A 24,691-nucleotide genomic window follows, 5' to 3' on the forward strand; every position below is an offset into this window, starting at 1 on the left:
GAGGTCATAGCGGGGGGTCACAGCAGGTTCGGCAGGAGCAGCAGCGCCTGGTCGGCGACCGCCAGGCCCAGCGCGCCCAGGAGCGGGACGCCGACCACCCAGGTGTGGCGACGGCCCCAGCGGGCGTGCGCCCAGACGAGTGCCGCGGCGGCCAGGACGAGGCCCTGACCCCACAGCACGAGCGGTAGCCAGGCCGTCTGCTCCGTGGTCATCGGCTTCTCGTCGTCCGGCAGTGCGGCGGGTGCGACGGCGGGCGACGGAGTGGACTGGGCCTGCGAGACCAGGTCCGCGTCCACCCGCAGGATGCCCCGGGGCATGAAGGGGGTGCCGTCGGCCGTGACGAGGGTGAGGCGGCCGCGGCCCGCGGCGAGCGCGGGCGGCTGGGGGTCGCCGGCGTGGCGCGGCCCGAGCACTCGGTACGTGTGCCTGCCCTGCCCCGTCGTCACGGTGAACGTGTCGCCCGTACCGAGCTCGCCCAGCCTCCGGAAGGGGCCGCCGTACGTCGCCTGCCGGCCCATGAGGACGCTGACCCCGGACTGGCCCGGCAGGGGCGTGTCGCGGCGGTGGCCCGGCCCGCGCGACAGGTCCTCCGCCGTGGTGCCCTCGCGGACCACCTCCCGCAGGTGGAGCTTGGGGATCTCCAGGAGCGCCACGGGCTCACCCGGCCGCGGCGCCCGGCCGCCACCCGTGGACTGGCCCACCGGGGCGACCCCGTTGGCCAGGGCGGAGCGGAAGGCGGCGTAGTCGACCTGCCGGTCGCGGGCGTGCCGGAGGTCGCTGACGAGGCTGGCGTCGGCGACGAAGCCGAGCAGCAGCGCGGCCAGGATGCTCAAGGCGGCGCTGACGATGCGGAGCCCGGGCCCGGCGGCCGGGCGCGCCGGACGTGCCGGGCGCGTGGGCCGGGCCCCGCCGGGCCCGGCGGCCGACTTGGCGTCGGCTGCCAGGGGCCCGGCCGGGGAGGCGGTCGGTGCTGTCATCCGATCCTCACCGACGCGGAGGTGGCGGTGCCCCTGGCGTATCCGGCGCGGATCGCCGTGACCGTCACGGTGAGGTAGTGGCCGCGGTCCGCCCGGGTGGGGACGTACGTCGAGTGGGTCGCGCCGGTGATCACCCGGCCGTCGCGCTTCCAGACGTAGCTGTACGAGGTGGCGGCGGGGTTCCAGGTCCCGGTGCGGGCGGTCTGCCGGTAACCGACGCGGTGGGTGCCGGCGATCGACGGCTTGGTCAGGTTCTTCAGGGCGGGGCCCAGGGCGACGGTCACGGCGGGGCTGGTCGAGGTCGTGCGGCCCGTGCTGTTGGCCGCGGTTGCCCGGCAGGCGATCTTGTGCGGGTAGTCGGCCGCGACCAGTGCTCGGGTGCGCCCGGTCGCGCCGCTGATCGCCGTGCCGCCGCGCAGCCATGCGTACGACACGGAGGTCGCACCGCTGAACGCCACCGAGCAGGTCACCGTGGAATCGACCCGCACCGTGCCGGTCACCTTCGCGGCCGTGACGACCGCCGGCGGCTTGATCTTGACCGTGTACGAGAGGGGCGCGGAGGCCGAGGCGCCGTACGCCGCCGGGTCGGCCGGCGTGAACTCGGCCTTCAGCGCGTGGGTGCCGACGGCCAGGGCGCTGGTGGTCAGCGTGGCCGTTCCGCCGGACACGGCAACCGGGGTGCCGAGCTGGGTCGTCCCGTCGAGGAACTGCACCGTGCCGGCCGCGGCGGCCGGGGCGACGGTCGCCGTCAGCTTCACGGACGTGCCCTGGACGACCGGGATCGCCGGGCTCGCCGCGAGCGTGGTGGTCGTGGCGGTGACGGGCGCGGCGTTCTGGTACGCGGTGTTCGAGGTGAACCAGATCGGCGCCGCGAAGTCGCCGTACGTCGCCGAGCCGAACGCGGCCCTGCAGGTCAGCGTGAAGTCGTAGCGGCCCTGGAGGGTGGTGAAACCGGCGGTGCTGGCGTAGTCCCGCATGGTCTGTGTCAGCGGCACCACGATGCCGCCGCTCGGTGCGGTGGAGTATGTGCTGATCGGCGAGTTGCTGACCACGATCTGGCCGTCGGCCGGGAAGCCGGAGCCCTTCACGGCGACGATGAGATTGGTCGCGGGATCCGGGCACGGCCCGGCCGTGGTCAGCGTGATGCCGCTGGTGTCCGTGCCGGTCGCCGGGGACACCTCCATCGAACCGAGGACATCGGCCTCGGCACCTGACGCGCCCAGTACGAACGCCCCGGCGGCGAGCACGGACACGAGCGCGGCCGCCAACGGGCGGTGTACAGCCTTGACATGCATGGTGTGTCGTTTCTCCCGCGGCTCAGGCGTTCGGGGTGTCGGTGTCGGTGTCGGGGAAGTCCTCACGCGACCGGGCGCGGCGGATGATGACGACACCCGCGAGGACCAGCGCGGCCGACAGGGCGCCGAGCGCGCCCCCGTTGACGCCCGTGGCCGCCAGGGAGCCGCCCTTGCCCGAACTGCCGCCGGACGCACCGCCGTTGACACTCGTCGAGATGTCCTGGGAGCCACCACCCGTCGAGGTGTCCGTCGGGGTGGTGGTGTTGGCGGGCTGGGTCGTGTCGGTCGCGGACGCCGTGTCCGTGGGCAGGCCGGTGTCCGTCGACGTGGCCGTGGCCGTCGGCGTGGCGGTGTCCGTGGGGGTCGCGGACGTGGTGGACGTGGCGGTCGGCGTGGTCGTCGGCGTCGAGGTCGGGCCCGCCGGGTCGGTGTTCCGGTAGGCGGTGTTGGAGGTGAACCAGATCGGCGCGGTGAAGTCGCCGAGGCTGGTGCCGTTGAAGGCCGTGCGGCAGGTCAGCGTGAACTCGTAGCGGCCCTGGAGCTTGGAGAAGCCGGCCGTGTTGGCGTAGTCCCGCATGGTCTGCGTCAGCGGCACCACGATGCCGCCGCTCGGCGTGGTCCCGTACGTGCTGATCGGCGAGTTGCCCACCACGTTCTGGCCCGCGGCCGGGAAGCCGGAACCCTTGACCGAGATGATGAGGTTGGTCGCGGCGGCCGGGCAGGCCGCCGAGGTGGTGAGGGTGAGTCCGCTGGTGTCGGTGCCGGTGGCGGGGGCCACCTGCATCGAACCGGCCGTCTCTTCGGCCGACGCCTGGGCGGCGGTCACCGCGGTGACGAGCAGTCCCGCCGTGCCGCAGGCCGCGAGAAGCGAACCGACGCGGACGGCTGCCGCACGGGACATCCGGGGTGTGCAGGCTGTCTGGGGTGTGATGGACACGGTGGTTCTCTCCTTGGCAGTGGATCAGGACGGCGGTGGCAGCGTTCACGTGCCGGTGCGGGTGTTCGGGCGCCGGGTCCGGGCTTGGCGGCCGCGCAACCAGAGGGCGAAGCCCGTGAGGAGCGCCAGCAGGAAGGCGGTGAACCCGCCCACCGCCGCTGCGGTGAGCGCGGTGTGGGAGTCCTGGGCGGAGCTCGCCCGTCCTCCGTTCCGGGGCGCGGCGCCCGGCGTCCCGGAACCGTCCGACCGCCCCGACGCCGAGGGCGGTCCCGACGGCTGTCCGGGCCGCCCAGCCGCCTGAGACCCCGGCGCCGCCCGGGACGTCGGTGCCGTCCCGCCCGGAGCCGGTGTCCCGGTGGCCGGGATCTGCGGGATCCTTGCCTTGGGGAGGGCGACCTCGGTGCCGTCCTTGTAGGCGTTCTTCGCGGCGAACCGCAGCGATCCCGTGAAGTCGTGCAGGCTCGTCAGGCCGAAGGGACCCTTGAGGCAGCTGACGGTGAAGTTGTAGGTGCCGCGCAGGGTGGTGAACCCGGCCGTGGTGGCGTAGTCCCGCATCGTGTACGTCAGCGGGATCGCGAGGCCGCCGCCCGCCGCCCTCGGATACGTGGTGAGCGGTGCGTTGCCGACGACGATCTGTCCGCCGTGCGGGAAGCCCGCTCCGGTGACACGGGCGATGACGTTGGTGGTCTTCGCGGGGCAGGGCGCGTCGGCGGTGAGGGTGATGGGCTGGGTGTCGCTGCCCGTCGCCGGGGCGACCGCGAGCTGCCCGGCGTCCGCGGCTCGCGCGTCGGACGGCGTGCCCCCCACGAACGCACCTGCGGCCAGCAGCATCACCGCCGCCAGGCCCATCGCCTGCTTCGCTACGGGCGTCTTACGCGTGGACTTGGCGGGCCCGGTCGCGGCGTTCCGGCGCCGTCGTATCAGCAACAGCCCGGTGGCGCAGGCGAGCACGAGCAGCACGGCCAGCAGCGCCCACGGCACGGCGGAGAAGGCCTCGGTGCGGGTGACGCGGGGCAGGATGCGGAGCTGGACGTCGCCGCGCACCGGCTTCGGGTCGACCGTGACGGTCGTCGTGTCCCGGAACGCCGGGAAAACGCCGGTGGCCGATGTCGTGATCTTCAAGGCGTCGCCCGGCAGCAGCTCGGGGAGGTCACGGAGCTTCGCCGCCTTCGCTGTGCCGCCGAACGCGTCGTGGACGTCGAGCGTCTGACGGGCCGCCAGCCGCACGTTGCCGGTGTTGCGGAGGGTGTACGTCACGGTCGCCGAGCCGGTGCCGAAGGGGTTGGCGGTGCCGTGGTAGACCGTGTGCAGGTCCTCGACGGCGAGCCGGGGCGTGAGCGCGCCGCTCACCCGGATGTAGACCCGCGCGCCGACGCGCTGGTCCACGGCGACCTTGTTGCCCTTCTTGTCGGGGGTCGAGGCCGCCAGCGAAGCGACGATGCCGCCGGTGTGGTCCCCGGGGGTCGCCTTCGGCGGGACGGCCAGGGTGAAGGGCACGATGACCCGGGAGCGGGCGGGGACGGTCACCCGGTCCTTGCCGACCGTGAGCCAGGCGCCGGCGTCGGCCGGCCTGTGCTTGGCCGGGTACAGGTCGAAGCCGCCGTCGGCGGTGGTGAAGGCGTCCTGCGCGTACACCCTCAACGTCAGCGGTCGTGTGCCGTAGTTGAAGACGGCGATGTGGTCCTTGACGACGGCGCCCGGGGTGGCGCCGTAGGAGAAATTGGGCCGTGCGTCGGGGTTCTTCGCGGCCGAGGGCTGGACACCGAACGTCGTACGCCCCGCACTCCCCTGTCCCCCGTCGCCCCGTGCGGTGGCCGGTGCGGTGGCCGACGCGGTCGCGACCGGGAGTACGGCGAGGAGGCAGGCGGCCAGGACGGCGGCGATGCGGCGGGCTGAGGTGGTGATCATGTCGGGTCGTCCGTTCGGGCGCGGGCGGGGCCGGTGCGCGGTGTTGGCCGGGACGGGCAGCAGCGCCCGTCCCGGCCGGGGCGGATCCCGGCGGGGGCTGAGGTTCCGCCCCGTCAGCCATCTGTCAGGATCAGATGGCCGTCAGGGTGAGCGTGGCGGTATAGGTGTCGGCCACGGTCGAGGTCGGCACGTTGAAGGCCAGGTCGGCGCCGAGGTGGGCGGTGCCCAGACCGTTGCCGGTGGCCAGGGAGCGGGACGACTTGAGGCCGGCGTTGCCCGCGTCGGACGGCGCGACACCGTTCGCCGCGGTGACAGCGCCACCGGCCGTGACGGTCTGGGCCGCGGACTTGTCGACCACGTTCGGGGTCCAGCCGAGGTTCTGGCCGTTGATGCTGTGCGTGCCGCCGCCGGAGAAGTCCGACACCTGGCCGCTCACCGACCAGCCGGGGTTACCGGCACGGGTGTCGGTCAGGGTGACCGGGTTGATCTTGCCGACGGTGGTCATCAGGTCGCCGTTGCTGTTCAGCGCCGGGGACGGCAGCGTGACGTTCGGGTTGTCCACGCTGATGACCAGCGCACCCGAGTTGACGGTGGTGGTGATGGTCTCCGAGGCGGTGACGCCGGCGAACGCACCGGTCACGAAGGAGACCGGGGCCGAGGACGACCCGGTGTACGCGGTGGTGTCCGTCGGGACGAAGACGGCGGTGAAGGAGTGGTTACCGGTGGCCAGGCTGGTGGTGCTGTAGGTGGCCTGCCCGCCCGAGACCGGCACGGTGGCCAGCGTGGTCGTGGTGGTCCCCACGGTGTCCTGGAACTCCACGGAACCGGCGGCGCCCGCGGGCGTGACGGTGGCCGTGAAGTTGACCGGGCTGTACTGGGCCGCCGTACCCGCCGGCGAGACGGCGAGCGCGGTGGTCGTCTGCGTCGCCGGAGCCTGGTTGACGGTGTAGGAGACCGGGCTGGAGGAGGACGCGGCGGACGTGGTGTCCGTCGGCGTGAAGTCCGCGGTCAGCGAGTGGCTGCCCACGGACAGGCTGTTCGTGCTGAACGTGGCCGTGCCGTTGTTCACGATCACCGGGGCGCCCAGGGCCGCCCCACCGTCGCGGAACTGCACGGTGCCCGCGGCGGAGGCCGGGCCCACGGTCGCGGTCAGTGTGACGTTCGTGCCCGCCGTGACGGGGCTCGCCGGGGACACCGCCAGGGACGTGGTGGTGGGGGTCTTCGCGGCCGGGTCGGTGTTCTGGTACGCCGTGTTCGACGTGAACCAGATCGAGGCCGGGAAGTCACCGAGGCTGGTGGCGTTGAACGCCGTGCGGCAGGTGACGGTGAAGGTGTACTTGCCGGTCAGGTTGGTGAAACCGGCCGTGTTGGCGTAGTCCCGCATCGTCTGGGACAGCGGGATGATCAGTCCGCCGTTCGCGGTCGTGCCGTAGGTGCTGATCGACGAGTTGCCGACCACGTTCTGGCCGGCGGCCGGGAAGCCGGAACCGGTCACCGAGACGATGACGTTGGTGGCGTTGCTTGGGCAGGGGTCCGAGGTGGTCAGCGTCATGCTGGAGGTGTCGGCGCCGGTCGCCGGGGTGACCGAGGCCGTGCCGATGCTTGCGGCCGCCGCGGAGGGCGCCGCGATCAGGCCGCCCGCCAGCAGGGCGACCAGGCCCGCGAGGCCGCCCGCAAGGGCCCGCGAGAGAGTCTTCTTCAGCACTGCCGTGCTCTCCTTCTAAGAGGATCGAGGATCACTACGAAGACCTGAGGAAGCGTCAGGGGGTCTGCTTGCTGGTGTCGCCGCAGCTGGGGTTGGCCGCGAAGCCGTACGTGTTGATCACCGTCGTCTGCTGGCAGATCAGGGAGCCGGAGCCCACGAAGACGGTGCTCCACGGCGCCGTACCGATCTTGCTGGTCGGAATGACGTTGTAGACGTCGCGCTTCACACCGAAGGTGCTGTTGAGGACGTTCGGCGCGGTACCGTCGATCGTGCCGAGGATGGCCCGTCCGCGCAGGTCGGCGATGGTCTGCGAGGCCTGCGCGTTGTACTGCGCGATGGAGAACGGGGCGATCGAGTTGTCGTCGAGGACGCGGCCGTCGTGCTCCTCGACCGGGGCGCCGTTCTTAGTGTCCTTGATGCAGGGGTAGACACCCGCGACCACGTCGGCCTCGGTGATGCCCACCGTGGACTCCCAGAACTTGCGCGTTCCGGAGCCCGCCTGCGGCAGGTAGACGGTGAGGCTGTAGTTCGGCCCGGTCCCCACGTAGTTGGGGTCGCAGTGGTAGATCGCCTTGAGGTCGGTCAGGGCGAGCTTGCGCGGGACGGTGCTGGTCGGCGTGATCGCGTAGCTGACCGCGTCCACGGCGAACGGGACGTAGGTGAGGCCGGGGGTCGCCGCCGACAGGTCCAGGCTGGAGGACCGGGAGAAGTCCAGGCAGTTGTTGTTCGCCTGCAGCGAGTTCGACAGGGCGGTACGACCGGCACCCGAGCCGTTGGGCCGGCTGATGGTGCAACCCGAAGTGGTGGCAGGGTCCTTGGTGGTGATCTGGGCCGAGCCGGTGGCGTCGTAGGAGCCGATGACCTTGGTGCCGTTGATGGTGATGGCGTTGGCGAGGCCGTTCATCACGCCCTGCGTGGTGTCGGAACCGACACCGGCGAGCTGGCGGTAGGTGGGCGTGCCGGAGGGGTCGGCGGCTGCCTGCTGGGCGCTGATGGCACCGGTCAGCAGACCGGCGATACCCACAGCGGCGACGGCTGCCATTCTCTTGTTCACGTGCGGTACCTCTCGGGTTAGGCTTTCGCCGGGTGGTGGTGCCCGGCGCGGTGTTTCGGACAGTTCGTTGGCGCGGACCTGTCGATGGTTCGGTTCGGGCATCACCTCCCTGGCCCGGCGGACGGTTTGTCCCTGGCGCGCCAGGCCTCGACGGCGGCCACGAGTCGTGGCACGGCCCTCGGCAGGAGGGGCCCGCAGATCGCGGCGGTGAGGCCGATGACCAGGGCGATCAGCAGGGCGTAGCGCACGGCGCCGAGCGCCCAGGCCGGAGTGCGCAGCAGCGGGCTGCCCGAGGCGGCGGCGGGTGCGGTGGACGGGGAGCCGGAGGGGTTGCGGGAAGCGGACGGGGAGGCCCCGCCGCTCGCCGCGCTCGCAGGGGCGGCCTGCCCGCCGGACACTCCGGCGCCTGTGCCCGCCGCACCGCCGGAGCCCGCGAGCCCGCCGCCGCTGGTTCCGCCCGTTCCGCCCGAGAGCCCCGTGCCGGAACCGCCGTTCGTCGTGCCCGACGGCGAGGTGCCCGCGCGGGAGGCGATGGCGTCGGCGGCCGCGCGGGCCTGGGCACGGGCCGATGCGGGCAGCGGGGCGTAGCCCTCGGGCAGGGTTCCCGTCGCCGTACCGGGCCGTTGTCCGTCGCCCGCCGCGTACCGCAGCAGAGCCGCGTAGTCCGTGCCCTCCTGCTTGGTGAGCTTCTCGGGCACGGTCGCGGCATAGGTGAGGAGGGTGAGCGGATAGGCCGCTGTGCGCTTCGTGGTCGGGTCGGGGCTCTCCACCCCGCCGACCCCGCTCGGCTTGTTCGCCGCCTGCCCGGCGAGCAGTCCACCGGTGTCGGGGGCCACGAAGCGGCCGGCGGCGTTCTGGAGCTTCGCCGTCACCAGGCCGTAGCGCGCCGCGGTCGCCGAGTCGGTGAGGGCGAGGACGGCCCGCTGGCCTGCGGGCTGCGGCGGGTTCTTCTTGTAGCCGGGGGGCGTCGCCGTGTTGTCCCAGTTGGTCCGGGCCAGCGTGTCACCGCGGGCGGCGGCGCGGGCGGCGGCGTGCAGGTCGGTGGCGTACGGGTGCTTGTCCTGGATGCACAGCGGGTTGTCGGGGTGGTCGTCGAAGTGCTGGCAGAACGGGTCGCTCTTCGGGAACTCCTCCCTCGGCAGCGCCATGTTCCGGTAGTTCGGGTTGACCTTCATGCCGGAGAAGGCGGCGTCGCCGTACCGTCCCTTGTTGTCGGGGGTGCCGCTGAGGAACTCCCGGGCCGCGGGGTCGTGGCCCACCCAGTTCCACAGCTGCCACGCAGCGTCGGACACGGCCTCGGGCACGAGGGCATCGCCGAAGCTGCCGCCGAAGTCGAGATCCTTGTAGTCGGGGTTGTACTTGAGGAACTCCGGGTCGCGACCCAGGTTGAAGGGGTTGTCCTCGGTGCTCTTCGCGAAGCGTGAGTTGCCGTCGGGGTACGACTCGGTGAGCAGCTTGGCGACCAGGCGCGGGGTGAGGTTGAGCGAGGTCAGCCGGGCTCCGTTACGTGCTCTGACCGCGTTGGGCGCGTTGAATCCGGCCTGGCTCTCGATGAAGAAGCCGATCGTCAGACCCGACAGGGCCACGGGCGCGTAGACCGGGTGCTGGTCGGGCGGGACCTGATCGCCGGTGGCCGGGCGGCCGAGGAAGACCATGCCGGGCGTGCCGGAGAGCAGCTTGGCGCGGGCGGTGTCGTCGGTGACCTGGGCGTAGCCGTAGATCGTTTTACGCGCGGACTGGCACAGGGCTGGCTGCCAGCGGGTGATGGCCTCGGCGGCCATCTCGTTGCCGAGGGTGCTGCGCTCGTCGGCGCCGATCGGGCAGAAGTTTCCCATCGGTTCGAAGCTCAGCGGTACCACGAGACGGTGCTGCCAGTTGCTCGCGCTCAGGGGCGACGACTGGAGCATGCCGCTGGACTGGGAGGTGTACGAGGTGCCGTCCACCTCGCTCTCCCCACGCGGCACGACGACCAGCCAGCATTTCCGTCCGGTCGTCGCTCCGGAGGCCTTGGCGGGTACGTCGCCGCAGCCGAGGCCGGGTGCCTCGAGTCCCGTCTGGGCCTCGAAGTAGACCTGGCCGGTGCCGCCCGGGCCGGTGCGGGCGTAGGGGACCTCGTTGGTGGTGTTCACATCGTAGAACTCGTTCCAGTTCCCCTTCGTGATCAGATCACCGGTCACGGAGTGGAACGGCACGTAGGAGATGCCGGTGCCGGTGGGCGGCGGCAGTTTCTGGGCCGGGTCCTTCAGGCCCGCGTAGGTCAGCTGCCGGGTGTTGGTGTACGCGCCCGCGCCCTGGCTGCCGGCGCCCGCGCCCAGCGCGGAGGAGCCGCCGAACTGGCACTGCTCGGGGTCGGGGCCGCCGCCGGCGTCGCCCCAGCACTGCATGATCTGCAGGTAGTCCGCGGCGTAGGTGGTGTCCGAGACCGTGTGGGCGGCGCCCTTCCAGGAGATCTTGAGGACCTGGTTGACCAGGTTGCGCGTCTGGCTGACCGTCACCTTCAGGTTCGCGTACGGTCCCGTGCCGGAGACGGTCACGGCGGATCCGGCGTCGGTGGCCTCGGCGGGCCCGGGCGCCGAGACGAGCACGGCGGTGCCGATCACGGAGAGCAGTACGAGCGCGGCGGTGGCGGACGTGGTGACGAACCGGCGCAGCGCGGCGTTCATGACCTGCCCCGCTTCAGCCGCCGGGTGAGCAGCGGAGGCCCGACCGTGATCCCCAGCAGCAGCACACAGGCCACCCCCATCAGCGCGATCCGCGAGCCGCTGCTGATGCTGCTGGAGGTGCTGACGGGCACGGCGAACGCGCCGGCCCCGGTGCCGTCGGCCGCGGCGCCGTTCGCCCCGATGACCTGGCCGGTGTCCGGGTCGATCTTGGTGCCGCCGGTCGCGGCGCTGCTTCCGGCGCCCCCGGCGCCCTTGCCCGTGGGTGGCCCGCCCGTGCCCGACGCGCCGCCGGCGCCGGACCCCGCACCGGCGCCGCCCGCACCGCCCGAGGAGCCCGCGCCACCCGATCCGGCCCCGACCTGGGTCGGGGTCTTGGCCCCGCCCGTGCCCGTGGCGCACTGGGTCGCGCCCTGCTTGTCGCAGGCGGACGGGTAAGGCGCCGTCTTGGCCAGGGTGTTGCTGCCGTCGGAGGAGAAGGTGGGGTTGTGGCAGTTCTGGATGTTGATGCTCTGAACGTCTACGCCGGGAATCCTGCGGACCTGGTTCAGACCCGCCTGCACGAGGTTGATGGGCAACGGCGAGTACCCGAGGTCGTCCACGTGCTGCTGCCCCTCGCAGAGGAAGTAGTACGCGAAGGCGCCGAGGGTCTTGCCCTTCTGGTCGTTGAAGTTCGACTCCAGCTTGGTGGGGATGATCATGTAGCTGTAGCTGGAGAGCGGGTAGGCGCGCGGGTCGTTGTCGTTGTAGACGTCGTCGAGGATCTGCGTCAGATACTGGGGCGAGGAACTGTCGTTGTTGATCCGCGCCTTCAGCAGCGACACCGCGACGTTCTTCGCGGTGGGCTCGACGTAGTAGCCGCCCTTGTTGAGCACCTTGGCGACTGGGAACCCGGTCGTGTACACCGCGTACGAGTACTCGACGTACGTGATGGTGCCCACGTTGCCGCCCTGTGCCACATAGCCGGAGACACCGTTCGAGCCCGACTGGCTGACGAAGCCGCTGCCCGGCACGACCGGGTAGTTCGAGGTCGTCCCGCAGGGGGTGCTGCGGCCCGCGCGGCGGCAGTAGGCGTCCCACAGCGACGGGTACTGCTTGCTCATCCAGGTGGTGAGCTGCGCCGTGGTGCCGGAGCCGTCGGAGCGCACCACGGGAACGACTCGGCGGGCGGGCAGCGCGGAGGCGATCGCCGGGTTGTCGGCCTTGATGGCGGGGTCGTTCCAGGTCGTGATCTGCCCGGTGAAGATCTTGGCGATGACCTCGCCGGACAGCCGCAGGTTGGTCACCCGCTGGTTGCCGATGAGGAGGTTGTACATGAACGATGTACCACCGGCCACGATCGGCATGTAGGCGTAACCGCGGGACGGCGGCGGGTCGGCGACACCCGAGTCCTTGATCCCGTAAGGGATTTCGGACACGCCGTAGTCCACCGTGCCGTTGCGGAACTGGTTGCGGCCGTCGGAGGAACCGGTGCCGCTGTAGTTCACGGTCATGCCGTACTGCTTGACGTTGGCCCGCCACTGGTCGAGCGCGTTCTGGCTCCAGGTGGACCCGGCACCCGAGATCGGCACGTACGTCGCGGCGGTGGCAGGGGCGGCGCCGAACAGGAGGGCGGCCAAGAGGACGAGAGCGGTGACGGCTCTCAGGCGTGCGAGGGGTGCCGGAGGGGATCCGGGCATGGCTGATGACTCCTGGTCAGTGTGGTGGGGTGCGGGCCGTGGTGATCGGAAGGGGTCGGTCGGAGCCTGGGGTGGTGGCGGACCTGAGCTGTGCGCGCCTGCTCATGCGTTCGGTGTCGCGCCGCGAGGCCTGCACGCGCCGGTGCCGCTGGTTGCGGGTCAGCTCCCCGGGGCCGCGTCCGCCAATGACGCGGGCCAGCAGGAACAGCAGCAGTACGAGGGCCATCAGCAGGGCGGCGGAGCCGAACCCGCGGGCGATGAAGGCGGGTTGAGGGGAGCGCACCAGATCGAAGGTGGCGAGCGGGAGTGAGATCTGCGGACTGTGGAGCGGGTCGGCGTTCAGTCCGGAGTTGATCCCGGAGGTGAGCAGTACGGGCGAGGTCTCGCCGATGCCGCGCGCGGTGCCCAGGATCACGGCGGTGGTCAGGCCGGAGCGCGCGGTGGGCAGCACCACCGTCCGCACCGTGCGCCACTTGCTCGAACCCAGGGCGTACGACGCTTCGCGCAGCGAGCCCGGCACCAGCCGGATGACCACGTCGGAGGCGCGGATGATGATGGGCAGCATCATCACGCTGAGTGCCAGCGCGGCGGCGAATCCTGACTTGTCGACGCCGAGGATGAGGATCACGGTGGCGTAGATGAACAGGCCGGCCACGATCGACGGGAGCGCCGTCATCGCCTCGACGATGGTCCGGACGAACCGCGCGTAGCGGCCCGGCACCTCGTTGAGGAACACCGCGCAAGCCAGCCCGAGCGGGACGGTGATCGTCAGCGAAATGGTGATCTGCTCCAGGGTGCCGACGACCGCGTGCACCACGCCTCCGTCGCTGAGGGGCTGGAGCGGGCCGGTGCTCGACATGTCCTCGGTGAAGAAGTTGAGGTGCACGAGGGCCGACTTGCCGCGCCACAGGGTGTACGCCACCACCAGGACCAGCGCGCCCAGCAGGAGCACGGCCAGGCTCTGCCACAGGACGGCGGCGACCTTGTCCCGTACCGCCACGCCGCTCTCGTCGAAGGAGATCAGCACGGCGTACAGCCCGAGGAAGAGCAGGTATGCGACGACGACGAAGCCCAGGACCCCGTCGAACGGGGCGATCCAGACGAACAGCAGCGCGGTCAGCGACAGCGAGCCCACCGCCGCGCCCGCGAGGGCGAGCAGGTCCGAGGCGTGGACGGACGAGGTGTTCCGGCGGACCTCGGGCGCGGCGTCGCGGCCGTCGGCGACCGGCCGCACGGTTCGTCCCGCCGGCTCCTTGAGGAGGTCGGTGGTCATACTCAGGCCTCCGTTCCCGCACCCGAACGGCTGCGGGCCGCGATCGAGGACGCGATGAAGTTCACGACGAGGGTCATGAGGAAGAGCGCGAGCCCCGCGGCCATCAGGGCCGACATGCCGAAGTTGCTCGCGGAGCCGTAGCGCAGGGCGATCAGCGCGGAGACGGAGTTGGCGCCGTTCTCCAGGATGTGCGGCTGCACGGCGAAGACGGGAGAGATGATCATGTAGACGGCGATGGTCTCGCCCAGGGCCCGGCCGAGGCCCAGCATGGTGCCGCCGATCATGCCGCCCCGGCCGTAGGGCAGGACGACCGCGCGGATCATCCCCCACCGGGTCGCGCCCAGCGCCAGGGCGCCCTCGCGCTCTCCGGCCGGCGCCTGCGAGAAGGTCTCCCGCATCACCGAGCAGGCGATCGGCGTGACCATGAGCGCCACGACGATTCCGGCGATGAAGGTCGAGGAGGTGTAGACCGTCGTTGCCTGCAACGGGTCGCTCGGGGCGGCCCCGTCGACCTTGAAGAGCGGGATCCAGGAGAAGTACGTGGAGATCCAGCGGGAGAGCCCGGCCACATGCCCCTGGAGGAAGAAGAAGCCCCACAGTCCGAACACCACGCTCGGCACCGCGGCCATCAGGTCCATCAGGCTGACCAGTGTCCGCTTCAGCTTCCGCGGCGCGTACTCCGAGATGTAGAGCGCGGTGCCCAGCGCCAGCGGTACGGCGATGCTGATCGCCGTCAGGCCGATGAGCACCGTGCCGGTGAGGACGGCGGCGATGCCGAAGTGGTGGGAGTCCGGCTCCCAGGTGGAGGTGGTGAGGAACGAACCCTTGGCGACGCCCAGCGCCTGGGACGCGCGGTAGGTGAGGAAGACACCCACCAGCAGCATGATCGCCAATACGACGGCGCCGCTGCCGCGAAGCGTCCCGCGGAAGAGGCGGTCCACCGGTTCGGGCCTGCCGCGCGGCACACGCCTCGCCTCGTCCAGGGACTCGAAATCCGGTTCGGGTTCGGGGGGTTGCCCGAGTGCAGGCATGACAACACTCATCTCGCAGCCGTCTCTGCCTGGTCACTGACACCGGCGCCGTCATCAGCGGACCGGGCATGGCCTGTGCCATCCGGTTCTGCCCGGGGAATGCCGGGCAGAGCCAGGCCGGGCGCGGTACCGCGCACAGCGTCGGCGGCCCGACCGGACGTGTGCAGCCGAGGCCCGGCCGCTCCCCGCGGCCAGTGAGGAGCCGGCTCTGTCAGCTCGGCCACCGGAACCGCGCTCAGGAACTGACCGACGTTGTACTGGCAGTCCCGCTGGCGCTGATACAGCCGCCCCGCGACCGCGACCGCCCGACCGTCGATCTCCAAGCGCCAGCTCCAGCCGCCCGCCTGCTCCACCGTGGTCAGCAGCACCCTGGCATCCGCGATCCGCTCCCGAAGCCGCAGCACCGCAGCCCGGCACTCCGCGAGACCAGAGAGCGACTCGGCGCTGCGCCCCAGTTCACGGTGGTTGGGTCCCATGAGTCGCCAGCCGACCCACTGGTCGCCCTCCGCGGGTCTCTCCCGGGTCCCTCGCACCACGTACAAGAACCGTGAGGGAACCATGAAACCCACCCCCCTCCCCTTGTCACTTATCGGCCGCTTTTCATCAATGGCGAAAAATCACCGTCGAAAGTGAACCGAGATTCGCGGCCCTGTGTACGCGCTGTGGCAGCGCGCGAGTGAAGGACGAACGCAGAAGAGATGAACGAAGGGGTTCGTATCGGCCGGCACACGCGAACGGTTGTGCGCCGACACCACTGCGCCGCCCGCGTCGGTCCCGGCCTTCGCGGCCCGCGCAAGCACCGCCCGCATCCCTGCCGACCTCACGGTCGCCCTGCGCGGCGCGGCGGCGCACCTCCGGCGCAGACTGCGGCGCACTCCCGGGGAGATACCCGTCTGGCGCCTCTGGGCCGATCTGGGCCGCAGCCACTTGAGCCGCCGGCTGTCGGGCTCCTCGCCGGCCTCCGACGCTGCCGCCCCGCACGCACCGTCGCCTTCTTCATCGTGCCCGTCGGCACCCCCGCCGACCGCTCGGACGGCCCGGCTCCGCGCTGACCCACCCCAGTTCGGAGCGAACCCCGAGCGAGCACCCTCCGGCGAACATCGGCCGTACCGTCGATCTCCGTGCGAAACGGCCACCAGCACATGTGCCGAGGCTCTACGGCCACGGAACCAACGACACATGGCCAACCAGTGAAAATCGGGTGCGAACAGGTGCCCGCAAAGGAAGTTGCCGTACGGTCGCCTGGGTCCCCGCGCCGGTGGAGCGCGTCAGGACCGTCGAACGCAACACCCGAAAAGCACCATGACGGGCACTCGGGCGTCCACGGGAGGGGTTCACCCTATGGCGGCGCAGTTCGGCAGGCGGCTGTACAAGGGCGCGGCGGCCACGGCCGTGGCCGCCGCGGCGATCGCGGCGCTCTCCGCGTCCCAGGCTCCAGGGGCCACCGTCGACGACACCGGCAGACGGACCACCGCCGGCGCCTCGCCCACGCCGGAAGCGAGCTCCAACGGCAGTGCGACCGGCAACTCGCCGTACTACACGGACCTGCCGCCGCTGAACAGCCCCAACCCGAGCCCCTCGGCCTCGCCGGCCACCAGTACCCCTGCCTCCCATGGCGAGGCCGAGACAGGCATACCCGCCACCGCGCTCGACGCCTACAAGAAGGCCGAGGCCGAGCTGCGCTCGTCCAAGCCCGGCTGCAACCTGCCCTGGCAACTGCTGGCCGCCATCGGCAAGGTCGAGTCCGGTCAGGCCGACGGCGGCAACGTCGACGCCACCGGCACCACGCTGTCGCCGATCCTCGGCCCCGCCCTCGACGGCGCCAACGGCTTCGCGCGCATCCTCAACGCCGACGGCTCCTACGCCCGCGCCATCGGCCCCATGCAGTTCCTGTCGACCACCTGGGCCTGGGCCGGCCAGGACGGCAACAGCGACGGCAAGAAGGACCCCAACAACATCTACGACGCCGCGCTCGCGGCTGGCCACTACCTGTGCCGCAACGGCTGGGACCTGTCCGTCCAGGCAGATATGAACAGCGCGATCCTCAGCTACAACAACTCGCAGGACTACCTCAACACCGTTCTGTCCTGGTACGAGTACTACCGCAAGGGCACCCACTCGGTCCCCGACGGCACCGGCACCCTGCCGTCCCGGCGCAGCGACGACTCGAAGGGGGCCAGCCCCTCACCGTCGCCCCCGGCGCCGAAGGCCAGCCCGAGTCCTTCCATGCCGAGCACGCCGGCACCGAGCCCCACCCCCACCGACGCGGTGGACCACCTGGCGGACGCCAGCACAGCGAAGCTCACCGCGATGGCGGGCCACACGTTCACCCAGCAGATCAGCACCAGCGCCCAAACCAAGGCCGGCAAGGCCGTCGCCAAGGTCAGGATCGGATTCGCCATCCTCGGTGACACCGACGCGACCTTCACCGGAGGCGAGAAGGTCGCCACGGTGGTCACCGACAGCGAGGGCGTCGCCAAGGCGCCCGCGCTCCGGGCCGGCGAGAAGACCGGCGACTTCATCGTCCGCGCCCTCGTCGTGGGCCGCACGGTCACCGGCCTCGACTACATGGCTGCTGTCTCCCCGCGCGCCGCCGACACCCTCACCCGCACCACCAACACCCCGCTGGACTGCACCCCGGGCGACGAGTTCGCCAACCAGGCCGAGGTGAAGGCCACCTACAAGGGCGTCGTCGCCGACGAGGTCGCGGCCACCGCCACCCTCATCAAGTCGGCTGACGACCCCACCCAGAACGACAAAGGCCCCTACTTCAAGGATGCGAACGGCAAGACCGTACGCACCCTGACCGATCTGGTGACGGACACCAGCGGCCTGCTCATGCTGCCGAAGCTGTACGCGGACGACACCACCGGCACGTTCCTGCTCCGTATCGCCACCACCGGCGGCACGACGCTCGACCTCGAACTCGAGGTCGCGGCGGCCGGCTCCTCGGCGAGCCCCAGCCCGTCGCCGAGCCCCACCGCATAAGCGGCCATCGCACGAGGGGGTCCTCCGGCTTCGGCGGCACGACCAGCTCGTCCCCGCTGCGCCCCGTCCCCGCCAAACGGCACGGATGCAGGACGCGATCGAGGCAGCTCTCGCGCGTCGCCCCCGGCCGGCGGCTCCGGCGCCGGCGGCGGCAGGAGCGTAATCGCGGTTGAGGTCACGGCCTTGCTGGCATCGGGGCGACCGTCGCTCTGCCGCTGGAGCGGACGATGCGTGCTCTGATCACCTGTGGACCCAGGTTGTACGTCAGGCTGTTTGCTCCAGGTTCTGCGGCTCCGCCTGACGCCTGTCCTTCTCCAGGCGAGCCCTACGTAGGGCGGCGGCCTCGGTCGCCGCGGCCTGGCGGCGACGCTGTGCGCGGGCTGCCTCGATCGGGGTCTTCGCACCATCTGGGTGGACAGAGGCCAGCGACTCGGAACCGACCGCAGCCGCCCGACGACGGAGTTGTCGATGACCTCCGAGACGGGGTGCACGAGCGGGCGGTCGATACCGCTACCGTGCTCGCCAGGGCACCCCCCAAAGCGATGCTCTTGTAGGTTCCTACCGGAAATTCAACTCTCCAAGAGTTCCTTCCCGGGCGGGTACGAGGTCCACCGACAAGGCACCGGGGTCAAACGACTCCGAGCCTGTATGGAGTCTCTGTTCGCCCTCGAGCGAGCTCTGAAGCTCGTCATACTGCTGTGGCCCTGAAAGATGTGCTTAAAACAGGCAGACCCTGCGGGACAGTGCCGACGGCTCACCCCGGCGCATGCCGACGAATCAGGGACCTTGCCAGACTGTCCGGAACTGCTTCGTGCCCGGCAGCCGTAATGCCGAGCACGTGGTCATCCATGGCCACTCGGTTCAAGCCTGTGTGGCAGCGGCCTTGGGCGGCCGGGCGCGGCGGCTGTCGGGCTTCCGTCCGATCTGGAGCGCGACTGCTTCGAGTTCGGTGTCCTTGTAGGCGGTACGGATGCCGGAGAGGGACATGCCGCTGGCTTCGGCGAGTGGTTCAAGCTTGTAAGGGCGGTCCCCGTTGAACTCGCGTGCGTAGGCGAGGAATTGGCGGATCTCGATCTCGTCCGCCTCTTTGCGGGCGCGGGCATTGCCGAGGGCCACCAACAGGGAGTCTTCTTCCAGGTCGCCACAGAGGTCCTGGAGACTCTCGGCGTACTCATCGCGGTGCTTGAGTGCTTCTTCGAGAGCGTCGGGGAAGCAGTCCTCGGGGGTCACGGCTCCGGGCGTGGGCAGGGGGATGTGGATGGCTGCGATGTCTCCGAAAGCAATCCCATCCGCGAACTGCCCCTGCAGCATTTGGCCGGATTCACTCACCGATGGGTCGATGCGGACGGCGTCCGCCTGCATGCCGTCGAAGGTGGACGGCCGAGCGGCCCGGTTGTCGTTCTGCTTGCCGGATTCCCGCAAACCTGGTGGGCCTGGCGAGAGGTGATGCCCGGCCTCACCCACCGGTTCCACGTCATCGCGATCGACCTGCCGGGCCAAGGGCACTCCGAGCGTCCGGAGCGCAGCTACGACACGCACGCGGTCGCCGCGCACGTCCACGCCGCCGTGAAGGCTCTCGGAGTGTCGACCTACTTCCTGGTCGCCCACGACATCGGCGCCTGGGTCGCTTTCTCCCTCGCCCTCAACTTCGAGAGCCACCTGCGCGGGGTCGCTCTGCTCGACGCCGGAATCCCCGGTATCACTCTCCCGGAGGCGATTCCCACCGGCCCGGGTCTAGCGTGGGAGACCTGGCATTTCGCGTTCCACATCGTGCCCGACCTGTCCGAGACGCTGCTTGTCGGCCGCGAACGCGAGTACGTCGGCTGGTTCCTGAAGGTGAAGGCCCTGTCTCCCGACACGTTCGACGACGCCGAGCTCGACCACTATGCGGCGGCCGTCGCCATCGACGGCGGCCTGCGCGCTTCCCTCGCGTACCACCGGGACGCCGCGGAGTCAGCCCGCAAGAACCGCGAGGCGCTCAAGCGGCGGCACCTGACCGTGCCCGTCCTCGGAATCTCCAGCAGCCACGGCTCCGTTCCGGACATGGCCGCCTCCGTCAGCCCATGGGCCGACAACACCACCCGGATCGTCGTGCCCGACGCTGGACACTTCATCCCCGACGAGCAGCCCGAAGCTGTCGTTGCCGCGATAACAGACTTCATCGCCGACGACGTCTGACACCCGTCGAACCAACCCGACCGCCCCGCCCAAGGCCGGTGCCCGGCTTGGTTCGGTGTCGGGTGTGTTGCTCGGCGGCGTCGAACGCGGGCGCGAGCGGGCCGGCGCCGTGCGGAGCTGGTCGGGCAGTGAGCCGGAGGGCACGACCCGTCCTCCGGCGGTGAAATTCCAGCCGGTGCGGGGCCGTCCGAGACGCCCTACCCAGGAACACGCGGAACTCACATGTTCATGCCCGCGGAGCGCCGGTTAGGAGCTCAGGCATGGAGAACGTACTCCGGCCCCTGGTCGTGATCGGCGGCTCGGTGCTGCTCACCCTGGCCATTGGCTGGGCCGGCGACCGGCTGCTGCGCAAGGCCGACGAACGCCGCCACGACACACCGCTGTGGGGACTGCTGCGCCGCGCCCGCGTCCCGTACCAGCTCGTGCTGTGCGCCGCCCTGCTGCGAGGGTCGTACGACCAGGCGAAGCTGCTGGAACGGCACCAGGCCGGCGTCGGCCGGACCCTGACGCTGGTGCTGATCGGCGCCGCCGCCTGGCTGGTGATCCGGATCGCCGGTGCGGTCGTCGAGACCGGCTACTCCCGCTACGCCCGGGCGCACCGGGACGCGGCCCGGGTGCGCAGAGTGCGCACCCAGGTCGAACTGATCAAGCGGGTGGTCTCCGCGATCGTCATGGTCGTGGCGATCGCCGCGATGCTGCTGACCTTCCCGGCGATGCGTGCGGCCGGCGCCTCGCTGCTGGCATCGGCGGGCATCCTCGGGATCGTGGCCGGCGTCGCCGCCCAGTCGACCCTGTCGAACCTGTTCGCCGGGCTGCAGATCGCCTTCGGTGACATGGTGCGCATCGGCGACACGGTCGTCGTGGACGGCGAATGGGGCGCGGTCGAGGAGATCACCCTGACCTTTCTGACGGTGCGGACCTGGGACGAGCGCCGGATCATCATGCCGGTGTCATACTTCACCTCCAAACCCTTCCAGAACTGGTCGCGGGGCACGCCGCAGATGACCGGGACCGTCTACTGGCACCTCGACCACGGCGCACCCGTCGAGGCGATGCGCGAGAAGTTGCGCGACATCCTGCGCGAGAGCCCGGCCTGGGACGGCCGCGCCTACAGCCTGGTGGTGACGGACACCACGCCGAACACCATCCAGGTGCGGGCCCTGATGACCGCGAAGGACTCCGACGACATCTGGGCGGTACGGGTCGAGGTCCGCGAGCGGATGCTCACCTGGCTGGTAGCGCAGCACCCCTACGCACTGCCCCGCGTCAACACCTCGGAGGCGGCGCTCCCGCCGCGACACCTCCCGTCTCCCGACGGAGCTCGCCTCCACGAGGACCACGAATTCCCGCGCACCGGCCGGAGCTGACCGCAAAGCCCTCAATGGCCGTGCTCGGCACCGCCGTTGACCTGGATCATCGGTGAGGTGACATGCCCGGCGCCGGGCGAGGCCGGCCAGTGCGGGTCGCGGCCAGGCCGCCCGGTATCCCGGGCCTGTCGGTCGGCCATCCACCGGCCCCGGCGTCCGAGATCGGTTCGGAACAGGCCGATGTCGAGCGCGGTCTGCCGGTGGAAGAGCAGATGGGGCTTCCGCCTTGGTCGTGGACACCGGTTGTCATGCAGCGATGGCCGGCGTAGTTGATCTCTGTTCGAAGGCGACCGGCGCGAGGTAGCCGATCGTGGAGTGCCTGCGCCGGTGGTTGCAGAAGCCGAGCCAGCGGAAGACTGCGAGCCGGGCGGCTCGTGCGGTCGGCCAGCCGCGCCGGCCGGGCAGGATCTCCCGCTTCAGCGAGGCGAAGAACGACTCCGCGGCGGCGTCGTCCGCCGAGGTGCCGACCGCTCCCATAGACCGGCGGATCCCGGCCCGGTGGCAGACGTCGGCGAACGCCTTCGAACCGTACTGAGCCCCGTGATCGCTGTCGAAAATGACGCCCTCCACCCGGCCGCCACGAGTGCGGACGGCAGCGTGGAGCGATTCGGTGACGAGTTCGGCCCGCAGGTGATCGGCCATCGACCAGCCCAGCAGGCGACGGGAGAACACGTCGATGACGGTGGCCAGATACAGGAATTTCCCGCCGTCGATGGGCAGGTAGGTGATGTCACCGACCCAGGCCCGGCCGGCGGCGGACGCGGTGAAGTTCCGCCGCAGCAGATCGGGCACCGCCTGGGCGGCGGGAACCGGGACCGTGGTGCGGCGTCGCCGCTGCAACCTCCGCCCCTGGATACCGTGTTGGTGCATGAGCCGCTCGACGCGCTTGCGGTTCACCATCACACCGCCCGCGCGGAGCTCGGCAGTGATCCGCTTGGCCCGTACGTCCTCCCCGACTCTGCGTGGACCTTGCGTATCCGCCGGGTGAGCACGGCGTCGGGAGCCTTCTTCGCGGCCCGCCCCGGTGCGGCTTTCAACCAGCGGTAGAACCCGGACCTCGACAGGCTCAGTACGGTGCACAGCCGCTTCACGCCGAAGGCGTCGCGGTGGTCGGCAACGAACTCGAAGCGGCTCACCAGTTCGTCTCGCCCGCAAAATACTTGGCCGCCCGGCGCAGGATGTCGCGTTCCATCTCCAGTTCGCGGACCTGCTTGCGCAAAGCCACGATCTCCGCGTCCTTCGCGGACTCCGCGACCGCCTCGGGCCTCTCGGCCTTCCCCGCGGCCTTGATCCACTGCTGCAGGGTCTCGTGGTTCACGCCGATCTCGGCGACGATGCGTGAGACAGGCCGGCCCGACGAACGAGCCAGCGCCACCGCGTCGGCCCGGAACTCCGCCGAGTACTTGTAGGTCCCCACCTGAGACTCCTCTCCCTGGACTCAAGATCCAGTGTCGAGGTGTCCACGATCAAGGTGGAGGGCCCGTGTCTTGCCGCCACACGTGACCACACTCGATGCAGCGGTAGCGTCGGATCGTGACGTGAAGGATCGTGGGCCGCCAGCCGAGTGACTCGTGCGCCAGTCGCCGGGTCACGGTGTCACGCGGTGTGCCTTCGCATCCGCAGCGGCGGCACCACTGTCGGACTCGACGACCCGGTACGCGAGAACCGCACGATCCGGGGCGAGTCGCTGACCGGTGACGTCGAGCCCGAGCTCGTCAAGGCGGCAGAAGGCATTCATGTCAGCGGAGGCGAAGTCCGCCTCGGAAGCAGCGTCGTGCAACGTCGAGGTCTTCCGGATGGGCTTGGTGCAGGAACCCCTTCCTCGGAAGACCTCAACACCTGCCCGGCCACCGACGCGGGGTGAGCTACCACCGCCGGTCCCTGACGGTTGAGTGATCTGAAGTCATCCAGGTGAGGGTGAGTTGTCCTGCTTTGGCCCCGGTCGCGGGAAGGTGACCGGGGCCGGAACGTGAACGGTGGCTTCGGTCGTGGCTTGTGAGGCGTTCAGCTCTGGGGCATTCAGCGGCCGATGTCGTCCAGCTCGGTCAAGTCCTCGTGGGAGAGGGAGAGTCCTGCGCCGGCGATGTTCTCGCGCAGGTGTGCCGTCGATGACGTGCCGGGGATGAGCAGGATGTTCGGTGATCGCTGCAGCAGCCAGGCCAGTGCGACGGACATCGGGGTCGCCTCCAGCCGAGCGGCGACCGCCGAGAGCGCCGAGGACTGAAGCGGGGTAAAGCCCCCGAGGGGGAAGAAGGGCACGTAGGCGACGCCGTCGGGGGCGAGCCGGTCGATGAGCTTGTCGTCGTGGCGGTGGGCGAGGTTGTACATGTTCTGCACGCACACGATCGGCGCGATGCTCTGTGCCTCGGTGACCTGCTCCTCGGTGGCGTTGCTGACCCCGAGATGGCGGATCAGGCCCTGCTGCTGGAGTTCGACGAGCGTCTCGAACGCCTCGGCGAGCGAGCCGGGCTGGGGGCCTTCGGCGTTGCCGAGTCGGAGGTTGACCAGGTCGAGTACGTCGAGCTGGAGGGACGTGAGGTTCTCGTGGACCTGGCGGCGCAGATCTTCGGGTCGCCGGGCCGTGGGCCAGCCACCCTGTTCGTCGCGGGTCGCGCCCACCTTGGTCACGATGTGCAGCGACTCGGGATAGGGGTGCAGCGCCTCGCGGATCAACTCGTTGGTGACCCGCGGCCCGTAGGCGTCGCTGGTGTCGATATGGGTGATACCGCGGTCGACCGCTTCACGCAGAACGGCCAGGGCACCCTCGCGGTCGGCGGGCGGCCCCATGACCCACGGGCCGGCCAGTTGCATGGCGCCGTAGCCGAACCGGGTGACGGTCAGGTCACCCAGAGGCCAGGTGCCGCCGGGAAGGGAGAGGGAGGGTGTGCTCATCTTGTCGCCTTTCGTCGTGCACTTGGGGGGGGTGGCGCCTGCTGCCGCCCTGCATCAGCATTGGAGAGAAACTTCCTGTCGGGAAGTAGGCACTTTGGAGTGCGTAACCACCCATCGGTGAGAGGTGTGATCAGTGACGACGATGAAGGCGGCCCAGAAGAGGGCCCAGGCCAAGGTGGAGTACAACGCGTTCCTGGCAGGGTGCCCCAGCCGGCAACTGCTCGACCGAATCTCGGACAAGTGGGTCGTCCTGATCCTGTGTGCGCTGGGCAGCGACGACAGCCCTGGCCAGCCCGGTGCAGCACACGCAGACGCTCCGAAGGCGATGCGTTACTCCGAGATCTCTCGTCTTCTGGCCGGGGTCAGCCAGAAGATGCTGACCCAGACGCTACGGTCGCTGGAACGCGATGGCCTGCTCACCCGTACCGCGACGCCAACCGTCCCTGTCACCGTCTCCTACGAGCTGACCGACCTCGGCCTCTCGCTCCACCACATGACGCGCGGGCTCAGGAACTGGGCGCAGACACACATGGCCGAGGTCCTCGCAAACCGCGACCACTACGATGCTCGCACCTCCTGACGATTCGCATCCAACCGTCCAACAGCTCTACATTCTCGGCGCTACACCCTCAACTGCGAAGAGCCCCATCAGCGATAAGCAGTTGATCTTGGAGGGCTCCGGGGATCAACGGAACCGCGGCTGACGCTGAGATTGATCATGACCGTCGCCGGTCCTTGGTGCGGGTG

The 24,691-nt window shown here is 70.5% G+C and carries 17 protein-coding genes and 2 pseudogenes; 4 read left to right on the forward strand and 15 right to left on the reverse strand.

Annotated features, from left to right (window positions below):
- Nucleotides 1–17: 17 nt before the first annotated feature.
- From ACZ4MF_RS41835 to ACZ4MF_RS41885, 11 genes are all read right to left on the reverse strand, one after another.
- Nucleotides 18–977, reverse strand: a complete 960-nt coding sequence (locus ACZ4MF_RS41835; RefSeq protein ID WP_467498659.1) for a sortase domain-containing protein — start codon at nucleotides 975–977, stop codon at nucleotides 18–20.
- The gene (locus ACZ4MF_RS41840; protein WP_467498661.1) at nucleotides 974–2,272 is read right to left on the reverse strand and encodes an Ig-like domain-containing protein; all 1,299 of its coding nucleotides are present in this window, start codon (nucleotides 2,270–2,272) and stop codon (nucleotides 974–976) included. The genes ACZ4MF_RS41835 and ACZ4MF_RS41840 overlap by 4 nt, the downstream gene beginning before the upstream one ends.
- A gap of 22 nt (nucleotides 2,273–2,294) precedes the next feature.
- Nucleotides 2,295–3,209, reverse strand: coding sequence for a hypothetical protein (locus tag ACZ4MF_RS41845; protein ID WP_467498663.1), 915 nt, complete (start codon nucleotides 3,207–3,209; stop codon nucleotides 2,295–2,297).
- Nucleotides 3,210–3,254: 45 nt separating this feature from the next.
- A complete protein-coding gene (locus tag ACZ4MF_RS41850) occupies nucleotides 3,255–5,117 on the reverse strand; it encodes a hypothetical protein (RefSeq protein WP_467498665.1) in 1,863 nt (620 codons plus the stop codon).
- Nucleotides 5,118–5,247: 130 nt separating this feature from the next.
- The gene (locus ACZ4MF_RS41855; protein ID WP_467498667.1) at nucleotides 5,248–6,822 is read right to left on the reverse strand and encodes an Ig-like domain repeat protein; all 1,575 of its coding nucleotides are present in this window, start codon (nucleotides 6,820–6,822) and stop codon (nucleotides 5,248–5,250) included.
- Between the two features lie 55 nt (nucleotides 6,823–6,877).
- A complete protein-coding gene (locus ACZ4MF_RS41860) occupies nucleotides 6,878–7,876 on the reverse strand; it encodes a hypothetical protein (protein WP_467498669.1) in 999 nt (332 codons plus the stop codon).
- Nucleotides 7,877–7,977: 101 nt separating this feature from the next.
- Entirely contained in the window at nucleotides 7,978–10,539 is a 2,562-nt protein-coding gene (locus ACZ4MF_RS41865) for a hypothetical protein (RefSeq protein ID WP_467498671.1), read from the reverse strand.
- Nucleotides 10,536–12,215, reverse strand: a complete 1,680-nt coding sequence (pstS, locus tag ACZ4MF_RS41870) for a phosphate ABC transporter substrate-binding protein PstS (RefSeq protein ID WP_467498673.1) — start codon at nucleotides 12,213–12,215, stop codon at nucleotides 10,536–10,538. The genes ACZ4MF_RS41865 and pstS overlap by 4 nt, the downstream gene beginning before the upstream one ends.
- A 16-nt stretch (nucleotides 12,216–12,231) precedes the next feature.
- A complete protein-coding gene (pstA, locus tag ACZ4MF_RS41875) occupies nucleotides 12,232–13,488 on the reverse strand; it encodes a phosphate ABC transporter permease PstA (RefSeq protein ID WP_467498675.1) in 1,257 nt (418 codons plus the stop codon).
- 2 nt (nucleotides 13,489–13,490) lie between these two features.
- Nucleotides 13,491–14,519, reverse strand: a complete 1,029-nt coding sequence (gene pstC / locus ACZ4MF_RS41880) for a phosphate ABC transporter permease subunit PstC (protein WP_467498677.1) — start codon at nucleotides 14,517–14,519, stop codon at nucleotides 13,491–13,493.
- Between the two features lie 8 nt (nucleotides 14,520–14,527).
- A complete protein-coding gene (locus ACZ4MF_RS41885) occupies nucleotides 14,528–14,995 on the reverse strand; it encodes a hypothetical protein (RefSeq protein WP_467498679.1) in 468 nt (155 codons plus the stop codon).
- Between the two features lie 865 nt (nucleotides 14,996–15,860).
- Between ACZ4MF_RS41885 and ACZ4MF_RS41890 the strand changes: the two genes are divergently transcribed.
- Nucleotides 15,861–17,507 carry a lytic transglycosylase domain-containing protein gene (locus ACZ4MF_RS41890; RefSeq protein WP_467498681.1) on the forward strand — a complete coding sequence of 549 codons (1,647 nt, stop codon included), beginning with the start codon at nucleotides 15,861–15,863 and terminating at the stop codon, nucleotides 17,505–17,507.
- 861 nt (nucleotides 17,508–18,368) lie between these two features.
- Here the strand turns inward: ACZ4MF_RS41890 and ACZ4MF_RS41895 are convergent.
- Nucleotides 18,369–18,929: a hypothetical protein gene (locus ACZ4MF_RS41895; RefSeq protein WP_467498715.1), complete on the reverse strand. Its 561-nt coding sequence runs from the start codon at nucleotides 18,927–18,929 to the stop codon at nucleotides 18,369–18,371.
- On the opposite strand from ACZ4MF_RS41895, the gene ACZ4MF_RS41900 reads away from it, so the two are divergent.
- Together ACZ4MF_RS41900 and ACZ4MF_RS41905 are read left to right on the forward strand one after the other, a co-directional pair.
- Nucleotides 18,810–19,685: an alpha/beta fold hydrolase gene (locus tag ACZ4MF_RS41900; RefSeq protein WP_467498709.1), complete on the forward strand. Its 876-nt coding sequence runs from the start codon at nucleotides 18,810–18,812 to the stop codon at nucleotides 19,683–19,685. The two genes, ACZ4MF_RS41895 and ACZ4MF_RS41900, sit on opposite strands and share 120 nt — an antisense overlap.
- 260 nt (nucleotides 19,686–19,945) lie before the next feature.
- Nucleotides 19,946–21,052, forward strand: a complete 1,107-nt coding sequence (locus ACZ4MF_RS41905; protein ID WP_467498683.1) for a mechanosensitive ion channel family protein — start codon at nucleotides 19,946–19,948, stop codon at nucleotides 21,050–21,052.
- A gap of 246 nt (nucleotides 21,053–21,298) precedes the next feature.
- On the opposite strand, the pseudogene ACZ4MF_RS41910 reads toward ACZ4MF_RS41905, so the two are convergent.
- The 3 genes and pseudogenes from ACZ4MF_RS41910 to ACZ4MF_RS41920 form a co-directional block, all read right to left on the reverse strand.
- Nucleotides 21,299–22,469 (reverse strand): annotated as a pseudogene (locus ACZ4MF_RS41910) (IS3 family transposase).
- Between the two features lie 64 nt (nucleotides 22,470–22,533).
- A pseudogene (locus ACZ4MF_RS41915) lies at nucleotides 22,534–22,790 on the reverse strand (ISL3 family transposase); the annotation flags it as partial.
- A gap of 281 nt (nucleotides 22,791–23,071) precedes the next feature.
- Nucleotides 23,072–23,944, reverse strand: coding sequence for an aldo/keto reductase family oxidoreductase (locus ACZ4MF_RS41920; RefSeq protein WP_467498685.1), 873 nt, complete (start codon nucleotides 23,942–23,944; stop codon nucleotides 23,072–23,074).
- Between the two features lie 142 nt (nucleotides 23,945–24,086).
- Here ACZ4MF_RS41920 and ACZ4MF_RS41925 point away from each other — a divergent pair, with 142 nt between their 5' ends.
- On the forward strand, nucleotides 24,087–24,524 hold the full coding sequence (locus ACZ4MF_RS41925) for a winged helix-turn-helix transcriptional regulator (RefSeq protein ID WP_467498711.1): 438 nt from the start codon (nucleotides 24,087–24,089) through the stop codon (nucleotides 24,522–24,524).
- Nucleotides 24,525–24,691 lie beyond the last annotated feature (167 nt).

This window comes from Streptomyces sp. NPDC025793 (genome assembly GCF_055558375.1).

Coding starts and splice junctions, on each gene's coding strand:
- ACZ4MF_RS41905 (WP_467498683.1), top strand. CDS start 19,946: ATGGAGAACGTACTCCGGCCCCTGGTCGTGATCGGCGGCTCGGTGCTG.
- ACZ4MF_RS41835 (WP_467498659.1), bottom strand. CDS start 977: ATGACAGCACCGACCGCCTCCCCGGCCGGGCCCCTGGCAGCCGACGCC.
- ACZ4MF_RS41865 (WP_467498671.1), bottom strand. CDS start 10,539: ATGAACGCCGCGCTGCGCCGGTTCGTCACCACGTCCGCCACCGCCGCG.
- pstS (WP_467498673.1), bottom strand. CDS start 12,215: ATGCCCGGATCCCCTCCGGCACCCCTCGCACGCCTGAGAGCCGTCACC.
- ACZ4MF_RS41885 (WP_467498679.1), bottom strand. CDS start 14,995: ATGGGACCCAACCACCGTGAACTGGGGCGCAGCGCCGAGTCGCTCTCT.
- ACZ4MF_RS41925 (WP_467498711.1), top strand. CDS start 24,087: ATGAAGGCGGCCCAGAAGAGGGCCCAGGCCAAGGTGGAGTACAACGCG.
- pstA (WP_467498675.1), bottom strand. CDS start 13,488: ATGACCACCGACCTCCTCAAGGAGCCGGCGGGACGAACCGTGCGGCCG.
- ACZ4MF_RS41890 (WP_467498681.1), top strand. CDS start 15,861: ATGGCGGCGCAGTTCGGCAGGCGGCTGTACAAGGGCGCGGCGGCCACG.
- ACZ4MF_RS41840 (WP_467498661.1), bottom strand. CDS start 2,272: ATGCATGTCAAGGCTGTACACCGCCCGTTGGCGGCCGCGCTCGTGTCC.
- pstC (WP_467498677.1), bottom strand. CDS start 14,519: ATGCCTGCACTCGGGCAACCCCCCGAACCCGAACCGGATTTCGAGTCC.
- ACZ4MF_RS41850 (WP_467498665.1), bottom strand. CDS start 5,117: ATGATCACCACCTCAGCCCGCCGCATCGCCGCCGTCCTGGCCGCCTGC.
- ACZ4MF_RS41920 (WP_467498685.1), bottom strand. CDS start 23,944: ATGAGCACACCCTCCCTCTCCCTTCCCGGCGGCACCTGGCCTCTGGGT.